This window comes from Nocardioides sp. URHA0020, from assembly GCF_000620705.1.
GTDB lineage: Bacteria > Actinomycetota > Actinomycetes > Propionibacteriales > Nocardioidaceae > Nocardioides.
Genome location: NZ_KK211169.1, coordinates 36,360 through 52,499 on the forward strand (window position 1 = coordinate 36,360; position 16,140 = coordinate 52,499).

At 72.4% G+C, this 16,140-nt stretch carries 19 protein-coding genes; 8 read left to right on the plus strand and 11 right to left on the minus strand.

Annotated features, from left to right (window positions below; genetic code table 11):
- The first annotated feature begins 59 nt into the window (after positions 1-59).
- Entirely contained in the window at positions 60-806 is a 747-nt protein-coding gene (locus N542_RS0114955; RefSeq protein WP_028644618.1) for a response regulator transcription factor, read from the plus strand.
- Here N542_RS0114955 and N542_RS27590 read toward each other — a convergent pair.
- Positions 782-952, minus strand: a complete 171-nt coding sequence (locus tag N542_RS27590) for a hypothetical protein (RefSeq protein ID WP_155993119.1) — start codon at positions 950-952, stop codon at positions 782-784. The two genes, N542_RS0114955 and N542_RS27590, sit on opposite strands and share 25 nt — an antisense overlap.
- The gene (locus N542_RS0114965) at positions 949-1,227 is read right to left on the minus strand and encodes a hypothetical protein (protein WP_028644619.1); all 279 of its coding nucleotides are present in this window, start codon (positions 1,225-1,227) and stop codon (positions 949-951) included. Before N542_RS0114965 ends, N542_RS27590 begins: the two co-directional genes overlap by 4 nt.
- A 264-nt stretch (positions 1,228-1,491) precedes the next feature.
- Between N542_RS0114965 and N542_RS0114970 the strand changes: the two genes are divergently transcribed.
- Positions 1,492-2,535, plus strand: coding sequence for a hypothetical protein (locus tag N542_RS0114970; protein WP_028644620.1), 1,044 nt, complete (start codon positions 1,492-1,494; stop codon positions 2,533-2,535).
- A gap of 90 nt (positions 2,536-2,625) precedes the next feature.
- Here N542_RS0114970 and N542_RS0114975 read toward each other — a convergent pair whose 3' ends face one another.
- The 3 genes from N542_RS0114975 to N542_RS0114985 all read right to left on the minus strand — a co-directional run bounded on the left by N542_RS0114975 (position 2,626) and on the right by N542_RS0114985 (position 6,508).
- Positions 2,626-3,639 carry an inorganic phosphate transporter gene (locus N542_RS0114975; RefSeq protein ID WP_028644621.1) on the minus strand — a complete coding sequence of 338 codons (1,014 nt, stop codon included), beginning with the start codon at positions 3,637-3,639 and terminating at the stop codon, positions 2,626-2,628.
- A 6-nt stretch (positions 3,640-3,645) separates the two neighbouring features.
- Positions 3,646-4,263 carry a DUF47 domain-containing protein gene (locus N542_RS0114980; RefSeq protein ID WP_028644622.1) on the minus strand — a complete coding sequence of 206 codons (618 nt, stop codon included), beginning with the start codon at positions 4,261-4,263 and terminating at the stop codon, positions 3,646-3,648.
- Positions 4,264-4,366: 103 nt separating this feature from the next.
- Positions 4,367-6,508 carry an RNA degradosome polyphosphate kinase gene (locus N542_RS0114985; protein ID WP_028644623.1) on the minus strand — a complete coding sequence of 714 codons (2,142 nt, stop codon included), beginning with the start codon at positions 6,506-6,508 and terminating at the stop codon, positions 4,367-4,369.
- Between the two features lie 43 nt (positions 6,509-6,551).
- Here N542_RS0114985 and N542_RS0114990 point away from each other — a divergent pair, with 43 nt between their 5' ends.
- Positions 6,552-7,565: an alpha/beta hydrolase gene (locus tag N542_RS0114990; RefSeq protein WP_231482686.1), complete on the plus strand. Its 1,014-nt coding sequence runs from the start codon at positions 6,552-6,554 to the stop codon at positions 7,563-7,565.
- On the opposite strand, the gene N542_RS27595 is transcribed toward N542_RS0114990, so the two are convergent.
- The 3 genes from N542_RS27595 to N542_RS0115000 all read right to left on the minus strand — a co-directional run bounded on the left by N542_RS27595 (position 7,562) and on the right by N542_RS0115000 (position 11,205).
- The gene (locus N542_RS27595; RefSeq protein ID WP_155993121.1) at positions 7,562-7,747 is read right to left on the minus strand and encodes a hypothetical protein; all 186 of its coding nucleotides are present in this window, start codon (positions 7,745-7,747) and stop codon (positions 7,562-7,564) included. The two genes, N542_RS0114990 and N542_RS27595, sit on opposite strands and share 4 nt — an antisense overlap.
- A gap of 109 nt (positions 7,748-7,856) precedes the next feature.
- On the minus strand, positions 7,857-10,802 hold the full coding sequence (locus N542_RS28300; protein WP_051551849.1) for a hypothetical protein: 2,946 nt from the start codon (positions 10,800-10,802) through the stop codon (positions 7,857-7,859).
- A 43-nt stretch (positions 10,803-10,845) separates the two neighbouring features.
- Entirely contained in the window at positions 10,846-11,205 is a 360-nt protein-coding gene (locus tag N542_RS0115000) for a DsrE family protein (protein ID WP_028644625.1), read from the minus strand.
- Between the two features lie 24 nt (positions 11,206-11,229).
- On the opposite strand from N542_RS0115000, the gene N542_RS0115005 reads away from it, so the two are divergent.
- From N542_RS0115005 to ygfZ, 3 genes are read left to right on the plus strand one after another with little or no spacing between them, the layout of a single operon-like run.
- Entirely contained in the window at positions 11,230-11,724 is a 495-nt protein-coding gene (locus N542_RS0115005) for an FABP family protein (RefSeq protein ID WP_028644626.1), read from the plus strand.
- A gap of 5 nt (positions 11,725-11,729) precedes the next feature.
- A complete protein-coding gene (locus N542_RS0115010; RefSeq protein WP_028644627.1) occupies positions 11,730-12,152 on the plus strand; it encodes a Fur family transcriptional regulator in 423 nt (140 codons plus the stop codon).
- Positions 12,145-13,095, plus strand: coding sequence for a CAF17-like 4Fe-4S cluster assembly/insertion protein YgfZ (ygfZ, locus tag N542_RS0115015; RefSeq protein ID WP_028644628.1), 951 nt, complete (start codon positions 12,145-12,147; stop codon positions 13,093-13,095). Before N542_RS0115010 ends, ygfZ begins: the two co-directional genes overlap by 8 nt.
- A gap of 1 nt (position 13,096) precedes the next feature.
- Here ygfZ and mshD read toward each other — a convergent pair whose 3' ends face one another.
- Both mshD and N542_RS25040 read right to left on the minus strand, forming a co-directional pair.
- Positions 13,097-13,900 (minus strand): mycothiol synthase, encoded by an 804-nt coding sequence (mshD, locus tag N542_RS0115020; protein WP_028644629.1) that lies wholly within the window; start codon positions 13,898-13,900, stop codon positions 13,097-13,099.
- 28 nt (positions 13,901-13,928) lie between these two features.
- Positions 13,929-14,666, minus strand: a complete 738-nt coding sequence (locus N542_RS25040; protein ID WP_036508132.1) for a response regulator transcription factor — start codon at positions 14,664-14,666, stop codon at positions 13,929-13,931.
- Between the two features lie 87 nt (positions 14,667-14,753).
- On the opposite strand from N542_RS25040, the gene N542_RS0115030 reads away from it, so the two are divergent.
- Positions 14,754-15,056, plus strand: a complete 303-nt coding sequence (locus tag N542_RS0115030) for a MoaD/ThiS family protein (protein WP_051551852.1) — start codon at positions 14,754-14,756, stop codon at positions 15,054-15,056.
- On the opposite strand, the gene N542_RS25045 is transcribed toward N542_RS0115030, so the two are convergent.
- Complete coding sequence (locus N542_RS25045; RefSeq protein WP_197025981.1) at positions 15,001-15,471, minus strand: VanZ family protein; 471 nt, start codon at positions 15,469-15,471, stop codon at positions 15,001-15,003. The two genes, N542_RS0115030 and N542_RS25045, sit on opposite strands and share 56 nt — an antisense overlap.
- A gap of 40 nt (positions 15,472-15,511) precedes the next feature.
- Between N542_RS25045 and N542_RS0115040 the strand changes: the two genes are divergently transcribed.
- Entirely contained in the window at positions 15,512-16,006 is a 495-nt protein-coding gene (locus N542_RS0115040) for a thioredoxin family protein (protein WP_028644631.1), read from the plus strand.
- Positions 16,007-16,140 lie beyond the last annotated feature (134 nt).

Consider the following 16,140-nt stretch of genomic DNA (forward strand, 5'->3'; position numbering starts at 1 on the left):
CCTCGTGCGGCCGATGGACACCTCGTCAAGTGTCTTTCGCATGCCGTCAGGGGGATTCGGTGCCTCGGAGCGCAGTCGTGATCGAGGACGACGCGGACACCGCGTCGCTCCTCGAGCTCGCGCTGTCCTCGCAGGGCTTCGAGGTGACGATCGCGGCCGACGGCCAGGACGGCGTCGCGCTGGTGACCGCGCTGAGGCCGGACCTCGTCACCCTCGACGTCGGGCTGCCCGGGATCGACGGGCTCGAGGTGTGCCGGCGGATCCGGCCGCTGACCGACGCCTACGTGATCATGGTGACCTCGCAGGCCGAGGAGATCGACCGGCTGATCGGTCTCGAGACCGGAGCGGACGACTACCTCGCCAAGCCGATCAGCACGCGTGAGCTCAAGGCGCGGGTCAACGCCATGTTCCGCCGCCCGCGTCGCTTCGTCGCTGCGGCCGACGACGTGCTCGGCGACGCCTCCGGGGATGCCCCGGGGCGTGGTCTGGGCGCCGAGGGTCACCAGATGCTCACGCACGGCGACCTGCTGGTCGACGTGGACGCCCACCGGGTGTGGTGCGCGGGCGCCGAGGTCGACCTGACCCCGACCGAGTTCAGGCTGCTGACCACGCTGATGCGCTCACCGAGCCGGGTCTGGCCGCGCGCCCTGCTGATGCAGGAGGTGTGGGGCCAGAGCTGGGGGGAGACCCACCACGTCGAGGTCCACATGGGCAACCTGAGGCGCAAGCTGGGGGACCGGCGCGGACAGGTGCGGTTCGTGGAGACCGTGCGGGGTGTGGGCTACCGCCTGCTGGCCGCGAGCTGAAGCACCGGGGCCGGACGCCAGTCGCGTGCGTCGACCAGCTGGCCGGCGCTGAACCGGGTCCCGGGGCCCTCGAGCCGGACCTCCGTCGTGGCTGCGACCAGGCGGGGCGGCTGCATCGGGCGGAAGTTCGTCGAGTCGGTGATCATGCGCGGGGCTCCGAGGTCACGAGGGTGAGGCGCGGGCGCGCCTCCGGCTCCGGCGCTGAGCGACGACGCGGCGGGCTCTGGCGCCAGACCAGGCCGAGGCCCAGCAGCACCACGCCGCTGAGCGCGATCCAGACGGCGCCGTACCGGACGACCGCGGCGCGGGCCCCGGCGATGAGGCCGGCCTCGGGCAACGCCCCGACCGCGAGTGCGACCAGTCCGAGTCCGACGGCGGCGACCAGCAGCCGCCCCGCGACCCGGCGTGGTGTGGTGTCCATCCGGCTTCCCTCCCCCTGGGTCCCAGGCAACCGCCTGGAGGTCTTCGTCCTGCTGATCCAACCCTGCCGATCGCAAGACGCCACCCGCTGAGTCGCACCTTTGTGACAAGAGAAATGCAAGATGCTCAGGTCGTGTCGAAGGGGTAGTCCCTGACGGTCGCGGGGTGGGTTCGGCCGCTCGAGCCCGACACCGTCAGGGACTACCCCGACGGTGCCCTGTGGATGACCGCCGCAGGATCGCGACGCATCGTGCACTCTCCCCGGATGGATCTCTCGGGAGTGACTCGGCCGGTCGTCGTGCCGGTGCCCGTGGACCGGGCAGGTAGGCGCGGGCCGACACCCGACGCGGCGCGCGGGAAGCGATGGCGCGCCTCGAGCCGCGGCCTCTACGTGCCGGCCGACGTCGACAGCTCCGGCGTCGACCAACGGGTCGTCGAGGCCGCCGCGGTGCTGCCGGCCGACTGGGGCGGAGTCACCGGCTGGGCGGGGCTCGCGTGGATGGGTGCTCGTTGGTTCGACGGTGCGCCGTGGGGCGGTGGGCGAACGAGGCCCGTCACCCTCGCCATCGGCGGCAACCGGGCGATCCGTCCCCAGCGCGCCATGGCGACCAGCGAGGAGCGGCTCGCTCCACGAGATCTCGTCCACGCCGACGGCGTACGGCTAACGACGGCGGTGCGATCGGTGTGCTTCGAGATGCGCTACGCCCTCACGCTGTGGGATGCGGTGACCGACCTGTGCCTGGCGTGCTTCAACGACCTGGTCTCGATCGCGGAGGTCGCTGCCTTCGCTCATGCCATCCCCGGGTGGACAGGGATCGGACAGTGCAGGGACGCCCTCCCCCTGGCGAGCGAGAACCTGTGGTCGCCGCGCGAGGTCGGGATGCTGAGGGCCTGGACGGTCGACGCGGGACTGCCGCGGCCGCTGTGCAACGAGCCGGTCTTCGATCTGGGCGGGCGCCTGCTCGGGGTGCCCGACCTGATCGACCCCGTGGCCGGAGTCATGGGCGAGTACGACGGGGGAGTGCACTTCGTGGACGGCCGCCGACGCCCTCGTGACCTGGATCGCGAGGACAGCTTCCGCTCGCACGGCATGGAGTACGTCGCGATGATCGCTGATGACGTCCGCGACACGTCGCGTCTGGTGGCGCGGCTGCACGCGTCGTACGCACGGGCCTCGCGGCTGCCCGCGTCCGAGCGTCGCTGGACCCTCGAGCGCCCGCCGTGGTGGATCGACGTCGGCTCCGTCGCGGCGCGGAGATCGCTCACGACCCGTCAGCGGGACCGGCTCCTCGGCCACCGGGCGGCGTGAGGTGCATCGTCGGGGTAGTCCCTGACGATTGCGGGGTGGATCCGCCCGGAAGACCCCGGAAACGTCAGGGACTACCCCGAAGAAGCGCCCTCAGACACCCAGCACAGCGTGCAGCACGACGTAGAAGAGGGCCGCGACCAAGCCGGCCATCGGGAAGGTGAGGACCCAGGCGGCGACGATCGAGCGGGCGACACCCCAGCGTACGGCGGAGAAGCGCTTGGTCGCGCCGGCTCCCATGATCGCCGAGGTGATGGTGTGGGTGGTCGAGATCGGGGCGTGGAAGACGAACGCCGTCGTGTAGAGCACGCCCGCACCGACCGACTCCGCCGCGAAGCCACGGGCCGGGTCGAGGTGGATGATCCGGCGCCCGAGGGTGCGCATGATGCGCCAGCCGCCGGAGTAGGTGCCGAGCGAGATCGCGGAGGCGGCGAGGACGACGACCCACAGGGGGAGGTTCTCCTGCGGCTCGCCCGCGGCGTTGGTGTAGTAGCCGGCCGAGGTGAGGGTCAGGAAGATGACGCCCATCGTCTTCTGGGCGTCCTGCAGGCCGTGCCCGAGGGCCAGGGCCGCCGCGGAGAACGTCTGCGCCATCCGGAAGCCACGGAAGACCCGGTGCGGGTTCCTGCGCCGGAAGATCCACATGATCGTGAGCATCACCGCGAAAGCCGCAGCGAAGCCGACGATCGGCGACAGCACCATCGGGATCAGCACCTTGTCGACGATCGTGGCCCAGTGCACGATCGCACCGGCCGTGATCGCGGCACCGACGAGGCCGCCGATCAGCGCGTGGGACGACGACGAGGGCAGCCCGAAGTACCAGGTGATGAGGTTCCACACGATGGCGCCCAAGAGCCCGGCGAGGATGACCACCAGCCCGGCGTCGCCGGCCATCGGGGTGATCACGTCACTGACGGTGTGCGCGACCTCCTGGCCGAGCAGGGCGCCGACGAAGTTCATGACCGCAGCCAGCACCAGGGCGATGCGCGGGGTGAGGGCACGCGTCGACACCGAGGTGGCGATGGCGTTGGCCGCGTCGTGGAAGCCGTTGGTGTAGTCGAACCCCAGGGCGACGACCACGACCGCGATGACGATCGCGAGTTCCATGACCGGTCAGGACTCCTTGACCGCGATCTGCTCCACGATGTTGGCGACCTTCTCGAACGCGTCGATCGCCTCCTCGAGGGATTCGACGATGTCCTTGAGCTTGAGGACCTCGATGGTCTTGAACTCGCCGCTGAAGAGCTTGGCGATCGTACGGCGGTGGTTCTTGTCGCCGGCGTTCTCGAGCCGGTTGATCTCGATCCAGTACTCGTCCAGGGACTGCAGCGACTGCAGGTTCGGCATCGACGCGGCCGTCAGCTCCGCACACCGCTGGAGCACCTCGACCTGGGTCGACAGCTCGGGCGGGAGGACCTTCACCTCGTACAGCAGGATCATGTCGACGACCTCGTCCATCAGGTCCATGACGTCGTCGAGTCCCGAGGCCAGCGAGTAGATGTCCTCGCGGTCGAAGGGCGTGACGAAGGTGCTGTTCACCTTCTTGATGATGGCGTGCGTCGTCTCGTCGGCCTGGTGCTCGGCCTCGCGCATGCGCCGGGCCACGTCGTCGCGGTCAGCGCCCTCGGCGAGCATCTCGGCGAGCAGTGCGGCACCCCCCACGAGGTGCTGGGCCTGCTCGGTGAAGAGGATGTAGAACGAGGTGTCTACGGGGCGGAATCGGAATCCCACGGATAACTCCTGGTGAGGAGGAAACGAACGCGATCAGACTAGGGGGTGGCCGACCGAAAAGCGCAAGTGCGGGCCCCGCGTCGTACGTCCCTGGTGGTGCAGGTCACCGCTTCCGGCGCTGGGCCTCGATCAGGCTCTCCTGGAGGTGGACGGCGCCCCGGTTGAGCGTCCACCTGCCGTCGCTGTCGAGCTCCCACGCGCTTGTCTCGGGGTCGAAGGCCAGGTCGAGCATGCTGCCGACCGATTGCACGTTCTCCTCGCCGGGCAGTCGCACGAGCACCTCGACCCGCCGGTCGAGGTTGCGGTGCATCATGTCGGCCGAGCCGATCCAGACCTGCGGCTCGCCGGCGTTCTGGAACCAGAAGACGCGGCTGTGCTCCAGGAAGCGGCCGAGCACCGACCGGACCGTGATCGTCTCGGAGAGCCCGGGCACGCCGGGCCGCAGCGAGCAGATGCCCCGGACCAGGAGGTCGACCTGCACGCCCGCCTGGGAGGCGAGGTAGAGCGCGTCGATCACGGCCTCGTCGACCACGGAGTTGGCCTTGATCCTGATCCGCGCGGAGCGGCCGGCCTGCAGGTGCGCGATCTCGCGGTGGATCTGCTCGACCAGCCCGGACCGGACGGAGTCGGGGGCGACCAGCAGCTCGTCGTACGACGCGTTGCGCGACCAGCCCGACAGGTTGTTGAAGAGGTGGGCGACGTCGTCGCCGATCCGCTCGTCGGTGGTGATCAGCCCGAGGTCCTCGTACATCCGCGACGTCTTCGGGTTGTAGTTGCCGGTGCCGATGTGGGTGTAGCGCCGGATGCCGTCGGGCTCGTCGCGCACGACCATGGCGAGCTTGCAGTGCGTCTTGAGGCCCACCAGGCCGTAGACGACGTGGCAGCCGGCCTGCTCGAGCTTGCGGGCCCACCGGATGTTGGCCTCCTCGTCGAAGCGCGCCTTGATCTCGACGATGACCAGCACCTGCTTGCCGGCCTCGGCCGCGTCGATGAGGGCGTCGATGATCGGGCTGTCGCCGGAGGTGCGGTAGAGGGTCTGCTTGATCGCGAGCACGTGCCGGTCGGCGGCCGCCTGCTCGATGAAGCGCTGCACCGAGGTGGCGAAGGAGTCGTAGGGGTGGTGCAGCAGCACGTCGTGGCGCCGCGCGGCCTTGAAGACGTCCACGGGTGCCGCCGACTCGACCTCGGCGAGGAGCGGATGGGTCGTCGGCACGAAGGCCGGGTACTTCAGCTCCTGGCGCGGGAGGTCGGCGATGTCGTGCAGCCCGCGCAGGTCGAGCGGGCCGCCGAGCTTGAACACCTCCTCCTCGCGTACGTCGAGCTCCGAGACCAGCAGCTCGAGCACCTGCGGCGCGATCGACTCCTCGACCTCCAGGCGCACCGGCGGGCCGAAGCGACGGCGCAGCAGCTCCTTCTCCAGCGCGGCGAGGAGGTTCTCGGCGTCGTCCTCCTCGACTTCCAGGTCCTCGTTGCGGGTGACCCGGAAGGTGTGGACCTCGAGCACCTCCATGCCCGGGAAGAGCCGCTTCAGGTGCTCGCCGATCACGTCCTCGAGCGGCACGAAGCGCTGGTTGCCGACCGCCACGAAGCGGGAGAAGATCGGCGGCACCTTCACCCGCGCGAAGTGCTCCTTGCCGGTCTTCGGGTTGCGGATCAGCACGGCGAGGTTGAGCGACAACCCGGAGATGTAGGGGAACGGGTGGGCCGGGTCGACCGCCAGGGGCGTGAGCACCGGGAAGATCCGCTCCTTGAACATCCGCTTGCAGGTGCGCTGCTCCTCGCGGTCCAGGTCGTCCCACCGGACCAGCTCGATGCCGGCCGCGGCGAGCAGCGGGACGATGTCGTCGCGGAAGAGCCGCGCCTGCCGCTCGGTGAGCTCGCGGGTGGTGGACCAGATGAGCTCCAGCACGTCGCTCGGCATCAGCCCGGACGCGGCCGGTACGGCGAGCCCTGCGGCGATCCGGCGCTTGAGGCCGGCCACGCGCACCATGAAGAACTCGTCGAGGTTGCTGGTGAAGATCGCCAGGAATCGGGCCCGCTCCAGCAGCGGGAGGCTCGCGTCCTCCGCCAGCTCGAGGACGCGCTGGTTGAAACGCAGCCAGGAGAGCTCGCGGTCGAGGAAGCGGTCGTCGTACTTCTCGACCGCGGCGAGCGCCTCGTCGTCCGGCCGGTACGGCGGCTCGACGTCGAAGGACTCCTCGGGGATGCCCTCTCCGTGGTTCGAGGGCAGGCTGTCGAGGCTCATGGGGTCAGTCTCGCACCACCAGGTGAACGATAGGTTGCCCGACGTGAGACCGATCGAGCGTGTGAAGACCTGGGGACTGCGCGTCGCACTCGAGCTGCCTCCCGGGGTGCAGCGGGTGCTGGCCGGCCCCGAGGTCGTCGTCGACGGCGCGCCGCTCGCGGTCGACACCCAGCTGATGCTGCGGCTCCAGCGCCTGACCGGCGAGGTCGGCGCGGAGACCCTGCCGATCCCCGAGGGGCGGCGCGTCATCCGTCGCCATACCCGCATGTCGGCCGGTCGGGCATCCGTCGGCGACTCCCGTGAGCTGACCGTGGCCGGCCTCGCCGCCCGGCTCTACACCCCGACCCTGTCGCGCGGCGGCCTCCTGGTCTTCTTCCACGGCGGCGGCTTCATGTACGGCGATCTCGAGTCGCACGACGCCGCGTGCCGGTTCCTCGCCGAGCACTCGGGCGTCCGCGTGCTGGCCGTCGACTACCGGCTCGGCCCCGAGCAGCCCTTCCCCGCGGCGTACGACGACGCCGTCGCGGCGTACCGCTGGGTCGTCGAGCACGCCGACGAGCTCGACGCCGACCCGGCGAGGCTGGCGGTCGGCGGCGACTCCGCCGGCGGCAACCTGGCGATCGGGGTGGCGATCGAGGCGGCGCGCGCCGGGCTCCCCCTGGCCTTCCAGTTGCTCGTCTACCCCGTGACCGATGCGCTGCGCGACACCGCCAGCTCGCGGCTCTTCGCCGACGGCTTCTACCTGACCAAGGCGTTCATGGACCTGGCCGAGGTCAGCTACGTCGTGGGCACCGACCCCCGCGACCCCGGGGTCTCGCCGGCGTACGCCGAGCTCCCCGCGGGCCTGGCTCCGGCGTACGTCGCCACCGCCGGCTTCGACCCGCTCCGTGACGAGGGGGAGGCGTACGCCGACCGGCTCGCCCCCGCCGGCGTACCGGTCCAGCGGCGGCGGTTCGAGAGCCAGATCCACGGGTTCTTCAACGTCGTCGGCGTCGGCCGCAGCAGCCGGGCCGCGAACACCGAGATCGCGGCAGCCCTCAGAGCGGGCCTCAGCTAGCTCGCGTGGAAGTGGCTGCGGCAGGGGCAGGCCCAGCCCAACGACGTCTGCTCGCCGCACTCGACGCGTCGCGCCTTGCGACCGATGGCACGCCGCGCCATCTGGCTCACGCCGGTGGCTCGCTGGCGTGGGGAGTGTCCACAGCGCCGGCAGGTCTCGATGTCATCGGTGGTCTCTGACATACACCAAGTGTGCGCTCGGTTCGGGCAGATGCAAGCCCAGATCCCAGTGGTTGACAGGGATTCTCGCCACACTCACCCGTTGGGATGAACCGTCCGGGTGAACGCGGCGTTAACGGCTGCGACGCCAGCCGCTCTTCTTCTGCTGCATGTCGAGCAGCTCGGCGCGCAGCTCGACCAGCTCCTGCGCGAGCTCGCGGGCCTTCTGCTCAGCCTCGAGCCGCTCGCGCATCGCCTCCTCGGCGATCTCCGCCTGGTGGCGTACGGCGGCCTCGACCGCGCTGCGGTCCGTGGTCCGCTCGGCGGCGACCGCCTCGGCCTCGGCCCGCAGCCTCGCCTGCTCGGCGGCGGCGACCTCGGCGGCCTGCCGGGCGTCGGTGGCGACGCGCAGCTCCGCGGCCTGCCGGTCGGCCGCCGCGGAGCTCGACTCCAGGAGCTCGCGCAGCTGCTGCTCGGCCGCCTCACGGCCCGCGGCAGCCCGCGCGGCCAGGTCGGCCTGCTCGCGGGCGTCCTCCTCGGCGATCCGACGAGCCTCCAGGGCCCGGGTCGCGGCGAGCTCGGCCGCCTCCCGGGCGGCTGCGTGCTCCTGCGCGGCGGTGTCGGCGGCCGCCCGCGCCTCGTGCGCGGCCCGGGCGTCGGCGGCCTGCTGCTCGGCGCGCTGGTGCGCGGCCGTCTGGTCGGTCGCGGCGGCGGCGGCGGCCTCGGCCTGCTCGCTGGCGCGCATCTCGGCCTGCTCGCGGGCGGTCTGGGCGGCCTCCGCCCGGGCGGTCGCGCTCTGGGCGGACTGCTCGGCGGCGCTGCGGTCGCCGTGTGCGGCGGCCGCGAGGTCGAGCTGGGCGCGCGCCTGGTGCTCGGCCTGCTCGCGCGCCGCGACGGCTGCCGCGGCCAGCTCCTCGGCGGCGAGCCGAGCGGCGTACGCCTCCCGTGCCTGCTCGCCATGGGCCCGTGCGGCCTCGTCGGCGGCGATCCGGGCATCGTGCGCGGCCTGGAGCGCGACCGCCATCTCGGCGGCGGTACGCCGCGCCTGCTCCTCGCCGGCGGCGGCCGTCGCGGCGGCGTCGGCCTGCCGGGTGGCGGCCTCCTCGGCAGCGGTCCGGCGTGCCTCCGCCGTCTCCGCGGCAGCGCTCTGTGCGCGCGCGGACTCCTCGGCCTCGGCCCGGGCCGTGTGGGCCTCCGCCGCGAGGCGGGCGTGCTCGGTGGCTGCCTCGTCCGCAGCCGTCCGGGCCTGGTGGGCCTGGGCGGCGAGGGACTCCGCCGCGGCCCGCGCGTCGGCCTGGTCGGCGGCCTCCTGCTCGGCGGCGGCGCGCGTCTCCTGGGCCACCCGCACGAAGTCCTCGTGGGCCTGGGTCGCGGTCGCGAGCTGGGCGGCAAGCCCGGCGGCCCGGCCCTCGGCCGCCTCACGGGCGCGGTGCGCCTGCTCGGCAGCGGTGCCCGCCTCGAGGAGCTTGGCCTCGGTCGCGGCGACCGCCTCGTTGATGGACAGCTCCGCAGCAGCGGCCCTCGACTGCAGGGAGGCCTGGGTGGTGGTGGCGGTCTCGTGGAGCGACTGCTCGGAGCTCGCGGCGATCTGCTGGACCGACTCCACCGCGGCGGCGGCGGTCGCCTGGAGCGAGGCCTCAGTGGTGGTGGCGGTTCCCCGGAGCGACTGCTCGGAGCTTGCGGCGATCTGCTCCACCGACTCGACGGCGTCGGCGGCGGTCGTCTGCAGGGCGGCCTCGGAGGTGCTCGCGGTCTCGCGGAGCGACTGCTCGGAGGTCGCGGCGATCTGCTGGACCGACTCGACGGCGTCGGCGGCGGTCGTCTGCAGGGCGGCCTCGGAGGTGCTCGCGGTCTCGCGGAGCGACTGCTCGGAGGTCGCGGCGATCTGCTGGACCGACTCCACCGCGGCTGCGGCGGTCGACTGCAGCGAGGCCTCGGAGGTGCTGGCCGTCTCCCGGAGAGCGGCCTGGGAGGTTGCGGCGATCTGTTCGACCGACTCGACGGCGTCGGCGGCGGTCGCCTGAAGGGCGGCCTCGGAGGTGCTCGCGGTCTCGCGGAGGGACTGCTCGGAGGTCGCGGCGATCTGCTGGACCGACTCCACCGCGGCTGCGGCGGTCGACTGCAGCGAGGTCTCGGAGGTCGTCGCCGTGTCCCGGAGGGCGGTCTCGGAGGTCGTCGCGGTGTCCCGCAGGGAGCCCTCGGAGGTGCTCGCGGTCTCGCGGAGCGACTGCTCGGAGGTCGCGGCGATCTGCTGCACCGACTCCACCGCGGCTGCGGCGGTCGACTGCAGCGAGGCCTCGGAGCTCGTGGCCAGGTCGCGCAACGCCTGCTCCGTGCTGGCTCCCAGCTCGCGCAGCGTCCGCTCGGCCGTCTCGGCCGTGGCGCGGGCCGCTTGCTCGGCCTCCTCGCGCTTGGCGTGCGCCTGGGCCGCGGAGGTCGCCTGCTGAGCGGCGGCCACCTCGGCCTGCTCGCGTGCGTCGGTGGCGGCGACGGCGCGCTCGACGGCGTCCCGGGCCGCCTCCTCCGCCGCCGTGCGGTCCACGGTCTGCTGGGCGGCGGCCTGCTCGGCGGCCAGCCGGAGCGCGGTGGCGACCTTCGCGGAGTCGACCAGCCGGCGCGCGATCTCCTCGGCCTCGGCCCGGGAGCGGGCGGCCTCGGCCGCCACCTCCTCGAGGCGGCTCCGCTCGGTCGCGTGGGCCTCGCCGGCCTCCTCGGCGGCTCGGCGGGCGTCGTACGCCTCCTGCGCCTTGGCCGCGTGCTCGGCCGCGCTCTCCTCCGCAGCCGCGCGGGCGCGGGCGGACTCCTGGGCGGACTCCTCGGCGACGAGCCGCTCCGCTGCCTGCTCGGCGGCGGCCAGCTCGGTGCGGCGCCGCAGCTCGGCGGTGCGCTCGATCGCGGCCTCGAGGTCGGCGGGCTTGCGGCTCGTCGCGGGAGCCGCGGGTGGTGGTGCGGGCGGCGCCGAGGGCGCAGCGGCTACCGGCGAGGGAGCCGAGGCCTCGGGCTTGCGTTGCCACCAGCGTGCGGGCTGGGCGTCGGGCTCGACCTCGTCGTCGGGTCGGTTCGGTGGGGTCGCGTCCATCGGGACCGAGCCTAGTGCGTGCCCACCGCGGACGTGCCCCCAGTCAGTACACGAGCGCCTGCACGTCGGGGGCCAGCGCCTCCTCGACGAAGGTCGACGCCCCCGCGATCCGTACGCCGGGCAGCAGGTCGGCCTCGGCGATCTCCCGACGCGCGGCGCACTGCGTGCACACGGTGACCTGAGCCTCCGCAGCCAGCGTCGCCACCAGGTCGGCAGCCGGAGCGGCCTGCGGCAGGGTGAACGCCTCCCGGCCGGCCACCCCGAGCCACGCGCCCTCGCCGGTCAGCCACAGGCTGACCCGGGCGCCGGCGCTGAGCGCCGTGGCCGCGACGGTCAGCCCCTGGTTGGACCGCTCCGGGTCGTCGGCGCCGCAGGTGACCTTGACGACGAGTGGGCGAGTCATAGCCGCCAGCCTAGAGTGACCTCCATGGTGTTCGAGCTGCCTGACAACCTGCACCCCGACTGCGCCCCGGTGGCCTGGCTGCTGGGCCGGTGGGGCGGGCGCGGCAAGGGCGACTACCCCACGATCGAGCCGTTCGACTACGGCCAGGAGCTCGTCTTCACCCACGACGGCCGCCCGTTCTTCCACTACTTCGCCCGCTCCTGGATCGTCGACGCCGACGGTGAGAAGGTCCGCGACGCCGCGCAGGAGGCAGGCTTCCTGCGCTGCCGCCCCGGCGGGGACCTCGAGCTGGTGCTCGCGCACTCCTCGGGCATCTCCGAGATCTGGTACGGCAAGGCCGAGGTCGCCAAGTTCGAGCTGCACACGGCCGGCGTGGGCTTCACGGAGTCGGCCAAGGAGGTCCTCAGCGGCAAGCGCCTGTACGGCACCGTCAACGGCAACCTGCTCTACGCCTTCGACATGGAGGCGATGGGCCAGCCGCTCCAGCCCCACCTCTGGGCGCAGCTCGAGCGTCAGTAGGGGCGATGACCGACGAGCTCGCCTCCCGGCTGCACAGCCTCGGCTACCGGCTGACGCCTCAGCGTCAGCTGGTGCTTCAGGCGGTCGAGGAGCTGGGCCACGGCACCCCGGACGAGATCCTCGCGGAGGTGCAGCTGCACGCCAGCGCGGTCAACATCTCCACGATCTACCGCACGCTGGAGGTCCTCGAGGAGCTCGGGCTCGTCCGCCACGCGCACCTGTCGGACCGCGCCCCGACGTACCACTCCGTCTCCGACCACGATCACTTCCACCTGGTCTGCCGGAATTGTCACCGCGTCATCTCGGTTGCCCCAGAGGTGGTCGCGCCGTTGGCGGCGCGGCTCCGCGAGGAGCAGGCGTTCATCATCGATGTCGGACACCTGGCGATCTTCGGCGAGTGTGTGGAGTGTGAGGACCAGAGTGAGTAGCCCATTGCTGAGCCTGCCCGGGGCCGTCGGCGCCGACGGCATCGACCGCGACGTGGCGGCGCACTACGGCTCGTTCAACGGCGAGCAGCGCACCCTCGAGGCCGGCGGGGGCTTCGTGGACCTGTCGCACCACGACGTCGTCCGGGTCTCCGGGCCCGACCGGCTGACCTGGCTGCACTCGCTCACGACGCAGCACCTCGAGTCCATCGCGCCGAAGGAGTGGACCGGCGTCCTGATCCTCAGCCCGCAGGGTCACGTCGAGCACGCGTTCTTCGGCTACGACGACGGCGAGGCGTTCACCGCCTTCACCGAGCCCGGCGCGGCCGCCGCGCTGGTGACCTTCCTCGACCGGATGCGCTTCATGATGCGCGTCGAGGTCGCGGACGTCACCGAGGAGCTCGCGCTGACCTGGCGCCCCTCGGCCACCGGAGCCGGGCCGTACGCCGGCTACGAGCTGGTCCCGCGCGAGCAGCTGGCGGCGTACGCCGAGGCGGCCGGCCCCGCCTGCGGCCTGTGGGCCTTCGAGGCGCTGCGGATCGCGCGCGGCGAGCCGCGGCTCGGCCTCGACACCGACCACCGCACGATCCCGAACGAGGCCGGCTGGATCGGCCCCGCCGTCCACCTCGACAAGGGCTGCTACCGCGGCCAGGAGACCGTGGCGCGCGTGCACACGCTCGGCCGGCCGCCGCGCCGGCTGACCCTGCTGCACCTCGACGGGTCGGAGAACCGGCTGCCCGCCGTCGGCGCCGAGCTGCGCCACGGCGACAAGGTCGTCGGCTTCGTGGGCACCTCCGCCCGCCACCACGAGCTCGGCCCGATCGCGCTCGCGATGGTGAAGCGCAACGTGCCGCTCGACGTCGACCTCACGGTCGACGGGATGCCGGCTGCCCAGGAGGTCATCGTCGACCCCGAGGTCGGCCTGCACGTGCGTCCGCTGCGCTGAGTCAGCCGCGGTGGTACATCACGTGCGTGTCGGCGTCGGCGTGCGTGAAGCCGAGGCCTGAGTAGACCGCGACGGCGGGCGCGTTGTCGGACTCGACGTAGAGCAGGACCTCGGCGACCCCGAGGGCCGCGAGGTGGTGCAGGCCGGCGAGGGTGAGGAGCTTGCCGAGGCCCCGGCCCTGCGCCGACGGGTCGATGCCGACGACGTACACCTCACCGAGGTCGGGGGAGTGCTGCTTGGTCCAGTGGAAGCCGAGGAGCCGGTCGCCCTCAATCGCGAGCAGCAGCCCGGCCGGGTCGTACCACGGCTCTGCCATCCGCTCGGCCAGCTCCGCGGCATCCATTGCACCCTGCTCAGGGTGGTGGGCGAAGGCGGCGGCGTTGACCCGCAGCACCTCGTCGGCCCACTCCGGGGTGTAGCCCTGCACCGTCAGCCCGGGCGGTACGACGGGCTCGGCCAGCGGCTGGCTCGTCGGCCGGCGCATCACCCACAGCGCCCGGACCCGCTCGAAGCCGTGGCTGCGGGCCAGCGCAGCAGCGGCCGGATGGTCCCCGTGCGACCAGGCGCTGACCGCCCCCGTCGGCACCTCGGCGAGCAGGGCGGTCGCCACCCCGCGGCCCCGGGACTCCGGGCGTACGACGAGGCTCAGCTGGTCGTCGATGAGCAGCGCGAAGCCGTCCTCCGACTCCCACGTGCGGACCGTCTCGGGCCGGTGCCGCAGGGCACGCCAGGTCGCCTCGTCCAGCGGGGCGGCGCCGTCCTCCGCCTCGGCGGCGGAGGCGATGGCGGTGATGGAGTCGAGCACGTGCCCACCCTAGGGCCGTGCTCCGACCTCAGACGGTCTCGTCGACCCGGTCGGTGGCGCGCGCGTCGGCGCTGGCCTGCTGCTCCTTGGAGGGCAGCACGAACCGGTAGCCGACGTTGCGCACGGTGCCGATCAGCGTCTCGTTCTCGACGCCGAGCTTGGCGCGCAGGCGCCGGACGTGGACGTCGACGGTGCGGGTGCCACCGAAGTAGTCGTAGCCCCACACCTCCTGCAGCAGCTGCTGCCGGCTGAAGACCCGGCCGGGGTGCTGGGCCAGGAACTTCAGGAGCTCGAACTCCTTGAAGGTCAGGTCGAGCGGCCGGCCGCTGATCTTGGCGGTGTACGTCGCGTCGTCCACCACCACCTCGCCGGAGCGGATGACGTGCGACTCCGGGTCATCGGCCTCGCGGCGGGCGTGCAGGCGACCGATCGTCAGCTTGATGCGCGCCTCGAGCTCGGCGGGGCCGCAGGTGTGCAGCACGACGTCGTCCATGCCCCAGTCGTGCAGCACGACGGCGAGGCCGCCCTCGGTGCAGACCAGGAGGACGGGCACGTCGGTGCCGGTGGTGCGGATCAGCCGGCACAGGTCACGGGCGTGGGCGAGGTCCTGGCGACCGTCGACCAGGAGCAGGTCGGAGTCGGGCGCCTCGAGGAGGGCGCTGCCCTCGGACGGCAGGATCTTGACCTGGTGGCCGAGCAGCGAGAGGGCCGGCAGGACCTCCGCAGACGGCTGGAGGGCGCTGGTGAGAAGCAGGAGCGTGCTCATGAGATGGTCTCCTCCCGGATGGGGCGGGGACCGAAACGCAACACTGGGCTTCGGCCAATCACTCGACCTGGTGAACAATACCGAAACATGGGCGTCTCATTGGAACCTTCCAACGGAAATGAGACCGACATCATCCGCGTCCACTACTGGGCGTCCGCACGCGCGGCCGCCGGGGTCAAGGGCGACGACCTGTCGGTCGAGGGACCGATCACGCTGAGCGAGGTCGTACGCCGCGCGCTCGCGCTGCACCCGGGCACCCGACTGCCCGAGGTCCTTCAGGTCTGCTCGACGCTGGTCGGCGACCGACCCGTCAGCACCGACGACCCGGGCGAGGTCATCGTGCGGCCGGGGGAGTCGGTGGAGTTCCTGCCGCCCTTCGCCGGCGGCTGAGCGCGACCACCCCCGCGCCGACCAGGCCGCCGAGGGTGTTGGCGACGATGTCGACGTACGACGCCGTGCGGCTCGGGAGCACCAGGCCCTGGGTGAGCTCGACGAGCCCCGCGACGAGGAAGGCGTACGCCGTCCAGTCGCGCCACGTCGTACGCGGCCACACCAGCGATCCGAGCGCGGAGACCGGCGCCAGGATCGCCACGTTGCACAGGAACTCCGCGCGCTCCTGGGTGGCGGTCTCCGGCGAGAAGCCGAGCCAGACCCCCAGATCGCTGACCCAGGACGCCATCGTGGACTGGGTGCCCGACGTCGGCGCCAGCAGGGCGATGCCGAGGAGGGCCGAGTAGCCGACGAGGGCGACGATCAGCCTGCGCTGCGTCGAGCCGGTGACCTCCATGACGCCGAACGCTCTCACAGCTCCGGAATGTCGGGCGGACCGCGGTGGTTGCCGCCACATGAGCAGTGGAGCGTGGGTCGTCGTCGCGGCGGTGGTGCTCGGCGTCGGCTTCGGTCTCTACCGGATGCTGACCGACGGCCGGTTCCGCGGCACGCACCAGGTCCGGCACGCGGACAGCGCTGACAACGCGGACAACGCCGCCGCGGCCGAAGCGCCCGGCGCGCCGGCGCCGAGCCCGGAAGCCGCCTGGACCGACGTGGTCGCCTCGATCCCGGACGCCACGCTCGGCGAGAGGGCGACCCTGCTGCAGTTCTCCTCGGCGTTCTGCGCCCCCTGCCGGGCGACCCGACGGACCCTGTCGGAGGTCGCCACCCTGGTGCCCGGCGTCGAGCACCTCGAGGTCGACGCCGAGCACCACCTCGAGCTCGTACGCCGGCTCGGCATCCTCCGCACGCCGACCACGCTGGTGCTCGACGCCGCGGGCCGCGAGGTCAACCGAGCTGCCGGTGCGCCGCGCAAGGAGCAGGTCCTGCAGGCGCTGGCGAGGGCGTGATGTCCGCGATGTGGACAACCGTCTCGGGCAATGAGACGCGGATTGTCGGCACGGCGTACGCGCTCCCTACTCTGGACGACATGTCCTCGACCTTGCTCACCAAGCGCCGCGCAGTGGATCACTGCCGCACGCGC